The organism is Humiphilus diazotrophicus (assembly GCF_059726315.1).
Map to the genome: position 1 here is coordinate 88,736 of NZ_AP040870.1, position 6,265 is coordinate 95,000.

At 51.7% G+C, this 6,265-nt stretch carries 4 protein-coding genes (1 of these 4 only partly in view); 3 read left to right on the forward strand and 1 reads right to left on the reverse strand.

Annotation, left to right across the window (positions count from 1 at the left end; genetic code table 11):
* Positions 1-127: 127 nt before the first annotated feature.
* On the reverse strand, positions 128-2,347 hold the full coding sequence (locus AC6I7T_RS02290; RefSeq protein WP_497791668.1) for a SpoIID/LytB domain-containing protein: 2,220 nt from the start codon (positions 2,345-2,347) through the stop codon (positions 128-130).
* A gap of 340 nt (positions 2,348-2,687) precedes the next feature.
* Here AC6I7T_RS02290 and AC6I7T_RS02295 point away from each other — a divergent pair, with 340 nt between their 5' ends.
* The 3 genes from AC6I7T_RS02295 to AC6I7T_RS02305 form a co-directional block, all read left to right on the forward strand.
* Entirely contained in the window at positions 2,688-3,815 is a 1,128-nt protein-coding gene (locus AC6I7T_RS02295; protein ID WP_497791670.1) for a glycerophosphodiester phosphodiesterase family protein, read from the forward strand.
* A gap of 47 nt (positions 3,816-3,862) precedes the next feature.
* Positions 3,863-5,095 (forward strand): SMP-30/gluconolactonase/LRE family protein, encoded by a 1,233-nt coding sequence (locus tag AC6I7T_RS02300; protein WP_497791671.1) that lies wholly within the window; start codon positions 3,863-3,865, stop codon positions 5,093-5,095.
* Between the two features lie 140 nt (positions 5,096-5,235).
* Positions 5,236-6,265, forward strand: partial view of a phospholipase C gene (locus tag AC6I7T_RS02305; protein WP_497791673.1) — the 5' portion only. Its footprint extends 599 nt past the window's final position; only the first 1,030 of its 1,629 coding nucleotides appear in the window; the start codon lies at positions 5,236-5,238; the stop codon falls past the right edge of the window.

Consider the following 6,265-nt stretch of genomic DNA (forward strand, 5'->3'; position numbering starts at 1 on the left):
TCTACAGAGTCTATCGCAGTTATGTGTGGCGCAGCCTCATGTCTGTGAGGGGAACAGCAGCTATTCGGTATCTTTCAGAATGGCTGGCCTGAGTTGTTGCCAGTGGACGCAAAGGGATGCAGCAGAACTAATCTTTATCCTTATCCTTCGAAGATTTCTTGTTCTTTACGCTCTTGCTGTGTTTGGAATTCTTTGTATCCTTATCTTCGCTCTTTGTCTCTTTTTTACTTTTGCTTTCAGCAGCGGCCTTTGGCTCTTTGTCTTCCTTCGGTGTCCTAGATGACGAGCTCTTTGACTTTTTCGAGGAAGTCGGCCCTGCTTTCTTGTCGTCTTTTTTATCGTCAGCTTGTTGTTTGGCGGTCTTCGATTCCTTGGGCGATGATTTTGAATCTTTGCCAGACTTGGAGTCAGATTTCTCCTTTGTCTTGGTCGGACGTTCATCGTCTTTGGAGGGCTTGGTCGAAGCTTCCTTGGACGGCTTTGTTTCCGCGGAGGCAGTCTTCTTGCTGGTAGTAGATTTGGTGCTCCGAGGCGCATCGGTTGTAGCCGGTTTTGCCTCTCTCGTAGAGAACTTCATGTTTGAGATCTTTTCCGATGAGGAGAAAAAGAAATCGTTGATGGATGCGGGTGTTCCCGTCTTCAGCCATCCCCTGAGCTTTGCTTGACCGTATTTCTTTATCAACCCCTGAACAAAGATTCCCGAAGTTGCATGCGCTTTTTCCCACGCCCCACGGTCGGAGGGATGTGCGAGCATGGCGTCCAATTCCACTGGGGTGAGCCCTGAGACATCTGTCCGCTGAGTCGGACCAGCTAGAGCCTCAGCCAGGCCAATCCGCAGCCATGGCTGAGTTTTGGCTGTGGCATTCTGGTCGATAAGCGAGAGGATGTATTGGCGGAGCAAGATATCCTCTCTGGTGCTCGCATCCGGGTAGGCCGAGGAGACCTGAAGATATATGTCCTTTCCCCGAGTGAATCCGGGGCTCCAGGGGGCTTCTCCGGTTGCTTCCTGAAAATCGTCTCCAGTTGCAGCGATATGGATTGTAGGCCGACTAGCTACGTCTGCAGGAAAGAGAGTCTTGGCCTTCTGCCAGACCCCATCATCTCCGACGATGGTCGATTTTGGTGTGCTGGGAGCTGTCGGCATAGGTTCGACAATATCGTCGAATTCTGTACTCGATGAGCCCCTCGGTCCCGAATGGATCTCGGTAGTGGGGAAGTAGAAGCTAAGAATGTCTTTATAGCTTCGCCCCTCTACAGCCATCTGAAAGGATCCGGCCTGGCAGAGTCCTACGCCGTGACCATAACCCTTTCCTACGAAAGAAATGACTCCATCCTCCAAGGTAAGGGTGTACCAGTCACTACGAATTTGATAGAGACCTAAAGCTCGGTCCACCGCATAGCGGAAGGCAACAGCCTGTAAGGAGGTATGCGTGTCGTCTTCGCCACGAAACAGAACCGTCATGGCTCGTCCTGTAGGCGAGCGCCTGGTGACCTCGATAGCACTGATGTGAGCAGGAAGATGCCATCCTTCACGCTTTCCAACAGAGGCAAGCTGCTGCAAAGTCATTTGCGAATGCCACTCTGCGGTGGATCTGCGGATACAGTAGGCATCCGCATGAGATACCAGATAGGAAAAGTGATGAGAGCTATTCCAGACGTTGTTGGCGTCTTCGGTCACGCCTCCGCAGTGTCCGGTAAAAGTGACTTCCGCCAGTTGGCTATTTGCCCAGAGAGTTTCGCCACTGGTTTCCTGAACGGCTCGCTCAACCTCAGGTCGAAATTTGATGAAGCGCGATACCTGACAATGCGTGGTATCGCAGAGGCTGAAACCTTCAGTGGCATGGCGTCGGATATTCACGAGTGCAAAGGTACGGATAGCGACAGCCATGGCTTTTAGTGATTCATAGGGCTCATCCGGTGCTGCTTCGCCACTCAGTACAGCCATCACATAACGCTCAAGTGGGACAGTCAGCAGAACCTGCATGCTGCTGCCCGTCGATCGAATTCTCCAATTGCCTATTGTGGTCGGTGCGTATTCGACAGAGTCGGGCTTAAGCCGGAAGCTGCCGTGCAATTCCAGTTGCTTGGTCGTCGCTGCATGTTCCAATCGAAGCTGTCCGCCACTCACTTCCACACGGAATGGACTGGAGACGGATTCAGGAGAGCATGAGGCACAAGTACGTCTCCAATTTCCCGTCCCCATCGGCGTAATTGTCGCTTTACGGACTCCGTCATAGGTTAGGACACGGACGGTGATCGTCTTCGGACTTGGTGTTCCGGCGGCAGGTTCTGCAGTGTGAGCAATATTTAAGAACAGGAGCAAAAGGAACAGAGCAACAGGTTTCATCTTCCGGCTAAATTCCCTCTGTCTCCACGAGAACTTCCAAGCACCAAAAGGATCTCACTCCGCCTGTATTCCAGAAATAGTTTGTTTCCATCTATGTAGAAGGAGTTCTCGAAAGTATGACTTTGCCTATCGAAAAGTTCTGTGAACGCGAGATCCGATGGAGAATGCTTTCCCTTAATTGCTGATTCTTTATGCGGCCTGCTGGATTTTGGTCCCGTAGAAGACACGTCTCTGGCTTGAGATTTAACCGAACTGAAATCTGAAACTGGCATGGAGTATTGATACTGCTCTTATGTGGAATCGTATCGTACTTCGCTTAGGGATAATGTGTTTGCTGCCTATGATGTCCCTTATTGCGCAACAGCAAAATGAAGATCCGTTTCTGACACTCATGCAGAAGGCCCAGCTGCATGCGAAAGAGCATGGCGCTAAAAACACTCCCGTTCTTTCTCCAGTGGACAGCTCCGTGCTGGGTACCTCTCCTCAAGTGAGTATTGCCAGCCTGCATAAGGCAGGATTTAAGGTTGTCCCCTGGACGACAAATGATCCCGAGAAGATGCGGGAGCTACTTCAGTTGAAGGTGGACGGAATCATTTCCGACCGCCCCGATCTGCTTCGCAAGGTTCTTGCAGATGAGAAGGCCGCAACGAAAGATGCTGAGACGCTCCGCTATCTTGAAGGAGTTGATGTTGCCGGGCATCGTGGTGGCCGCGGTCTGCGTCCTGAAAATACGCTTCCTGCCTTTGAAGCGGGACTGGACAATCTGATCAATACGATTGAGACCGACACCGGAGTCACGACCGATCATGTCTCCCTGATCTGGCACGATCAGTTCCTGAATCCGCAGTCATGCCGTAAAGTCGATGGTTCACCCTATTCCTTGGAGAATCGGGCTTACATTCGGGATATTTCAATGCCGGAGGCTCAACGGACCTTTATCTGCGACAAGTTGCACTTCGGCCCGGATCAAAAGAACGATCTGGAGCTTTCTCCTGTTGCCGTCGCCTTTGCTGCGAAGGAGAGGCTGATCAGCCCTTATGTCCCCACCTACGTGGATCAGCTTTATCGCTTCGTAGCCTTCTACGCTGACTATTATGAACATGGAGCAGGGAAGGATCATCCTGCTGCCGCTTCTCGTGCCGCTAATGCGAAGAAAGTTCGCTTTAATCTCGAGACGAAAATCATGCCGGAAAAACTGCCTCCTCCTCCACCGGGACAGGTAATTCCTGCGGAGCTTCTTCAGAACCATACTGTCGAACCGGAGATTTTCGTTCAGACACTTTGTGGCGCGATCATGAGAAATCACATGGAGGACCGTTCCGAGGTGCAGAGTTTCGATTTCAGGACGCTTCTGCTTATCCAGGAGAAGTTTCCCTCCATCCCGACCTATTACCTGACTCAAAATAGTCGTTTGCTGGGCTCGGAGTTTGTTCCACAAATCTTGCGAGCGTCGCTAGCTGGGAAATAGTCGGAAATTGCCAGCTTCCTGTATCCTGGCTCGGAAAGGAAGTTGGGATGAGGGGCGGAGGAAAGTTTCTTTGCGCACTGATGCTGTTTCCGTTCGGCCTTGTGACGAGCCTGGCCCAGCAGGAAGCTTCCTCCCAGCCTCCACCCGGGAATGCAGAGCTACAAGCGGAAATCAACCGGGTAGAAGCAATTCTTCCCAAATTGCGCGATCCCGGTGGTGCGTTCTACCTGCTGGCCGGGGATTATGCGCAACTGGGCAGGCTCGATCAGTCTCTGCGCCTGCTTAAGCAATGCCTCTCTCTCGATGAAGGTTTTGACCCATCCGAGGATCCCGCATTCAGTTCTCTTGCTCCTAATCGTGCCTTTCAAGCCTTGGCAGACCGGGCTCACTATCGGAATCCACGCGTTTCTCGCGCACATGTGGTTTACGGAATTCCTGAAAAGGACCTGATTCCAGAGGGGCTGACTGCCGATCCGAAACGGCATGTTCTTTACCTGGGAAGCCTTCACAACAAGAAAATCCTTCAAATCAAGTCGAAGAACTCAATCTCCCGATTTGATAAGGTCTCTTCTTCCCCTCTACTGCCGGTCCTTGGGATGAGAGTCGATGCGGCAGACCATCATCTCTGGGCGAATACCGCTGCCTCCGATCATCAGCGCTCGGAGTTGGTCCATTTCGACGGCTCCGGAGTATTGCTGGAGCGGTTTCCAGTTACGGAAGGTGGTCCACATCTACTGAATGATTTAGTTCTTCGCGGAAGGCGGGAAATCTTTCTTACCGATAGTCTGGCTAATGAGGTTTACCGCTTCGACCGGATAGATCACACCTTCACTCCGCTGACGCTTTCGCGGCCCATCTATTACCCGAATGGTATTGCGCTATCGGAAGATCACAACAGACTCTATGTGGCTGATGCTTTCGGCGTCATCCAGCTGAACCTGAAGTCCAATACCGCTCAAGACGTAGATCCTGGCTCCGGTAATACGCTTGCCGGAATCGATGGAATGTACTGGTATCGGGGAAGTCTGGTTTCGGTCCAGAACGGAATAGGGCTTCCACGTATTGCCCGGTTTCATTTATCGTCTGACGGCTTGCGGGTCATCTCAACCGATACGCTGGAATACCGTTCCCCTCTGGTAGATCTGCCAACTACCGGCTCAATTGTTGGTGATCTGTTCTATTTCATTTCGAATGCGGGAATCGACAATCTGCGAGGCGATGAGATTATCGATCCCGGCAAGCTTCGCCCAGTACGCATCTCTGTAGCCCGATTGAGATAGTAGGGAACTGCAGCGTACGCCTTTCCTCCGAAGTCACCAGATTTTGCCTTCTGTTTATCAAATCGTTAACAGTTCTTAATACTTCCGGACTAATAGTTCAGGCGGTGTCCCCTACACACGAGGATTTGGAGGTCCTCCCAATGCGAAAGTTTGTGGCATCGTCCCTCGCGATGTTGTTAGCGGCTGGAACACTTCCTACCCCAGGATTTGCAGCTGGCTATTCCGGCAGTGGAAACACTGCCACCCCCATCAAACATTTAGTAGTGATCTTTCAGGAAAATGTTTCGTTCGATCACTACTTTGCGACTTATCCCTATGCACTAAATCCGGCAGGAGAGCCCCGGTTCATTGCTGCACCGCACACTCCGTCGGTGAATGGCCTGTATAGCAACCTTCTGACCAACAATCCCAATGCATTGAATTCTAAAAACGGTTCAGGAGCGACAAATCCTTTCAGGCTCGATCGTAAACAGGCAGCGACCGCAGATCAGGATCACGATTACGGCCCGGAGCAGGCGGCTTTTAATCATGGCTTGATGGATTTATTCCCTTACTCGGTAGGAACTGCCGGAAGTCCAACCTCCACTACTGGGCTGGTCATGGGCTATTACGATGGCAATACGGCAACGGCACTTTGGAATTACGCTCAGCACTATGCAATGAGCGATAACTCCTACGGCACCACCTTCGGACCGTCAACTCCAGGAGCTCTGAACCTCGTCTCCGGCCAGACAAATGGTGTGACCGATGATGTAAATCCAGCGGAGGGCACGGTAATCTCCGACGGAAGCGGCGGACTTACCGTTATCGGAGATGCCGATCCCCTCGGCGATGTCTGTTCTTCGGGAGAGCTGTTACGGCTCGGTGGCCGCAACATTGGCGATCTATTGAATACTGCCGGCATAAGTTGGGGCTTCTTTGAAGGCGGCTTCAATCTCAATCTCAAAAACGCAAACGGGACTACGGGCTGTAAACGCAGCACGACTTCTACAGTTACCAAGGTCAAGAAGGTCGACTATATCCCGCATCACCAGCCTTTCCAGTACTACGCTTCAACTGCTAATCCTAATCACGTTCGTCCTTCCTCCGTAGCTACGATTGGCATGCAGGGAGATGTTGCCAATCACCAGTACGATCTGCAGGATTTCTTTGATGCTGTAAAGGCTGGTA

What these genes read in the sequence shown, in the direction of transcription:
- AC6I7T_RS02290 (WP_497791668.1), bottom strand. Translation starts at nt 2,347, where the DNA reads ATGAAACCTGTTGCTCTGTTCCTTTTGCTCCTGTTCTTAAATATTGCT.
- AC6I7T_RS02300 (WP_497791671.1), top strand. Translation starts at nt 3,863, where the DNA reads ATGAGGGGCGGAGGAAAGTTTCTTTGCGCACTGATGCTGTTTCCGTTC.
- AC6I7T_RS02295 (WP_497791670.1), top strand. Translation starts at nt 2,688, where the DNA reads ATGATGTCCCTTATTGCGCAACAGCAAAATGAAGATCCGTTTCTGACA.